Below are 534 nucleotides of genomic sequence, written 5' to 3'. Positions count from 1 at the left end.
TAGGAGGGGACTGCGCTATCCAGCTGTGCCATGAGGGCGTAATACCAATCACAGTAACTATTGGGTTATTGCTACAGGTTAAACAAATTCACAGCCATGCTGCTGATTTCTTTAACCCTAGTGCTAACTTGTTAGTTACTTAGACAGGCATAATCAAATAAGATGCGTTGTCTATGATATTCAAAAGTAAGCATATCTCAAGGCTTAATGTGACCTTTTATAAGATCTTGTTCATTACATCGCCAATTTGAACGCTGGACGCCAAATTCGGCTGATCAATCGTCAATTCTGCTTCTTGTTCATAGATGCGGGAGACCGTCAAAGTGATCTCGCTTTGCGACACTTTATTACGCGGTAAACCCTTTTGATCGATGAATGATGCCGTGTGCCACAGTTGCAGTTTGTCACCTTCTTTTACGCCGTGCATGCGGCCCAGATCCATCGTGACGGTGTTGCCAAAAACGGCCACCACTTCCGGTAGGGTAATCTTGCAAGACAGTTCGGACTCGAGGTCTAACATGATGTTGCGGCTGA

General features: G+C 44.9%; 1 protein-coding gene. It reads right to left on the bottom strand.

All coding sequences use genetic code 11. The features are described 5' to 3' along the window. Nucleotides 1–217 precede the first annotated feature (217 nt). Nucleotides 218–534: FlgT C-terminal domain-containing protein (locus R7P74_RS28895; RefSeq protein ID WP_318124141.1), on the bottom strand; the 317-nt coding region annotated here is incomplete at its 5' end.

The sequence above is a fragment of the Vibrio sp. 2033 genome, assembly GCF_033339735.1.
Note: the sequence above shows the minus strand (reverse complement) of the source record. Positions and strands in the feature narration are given on the sequence as shown.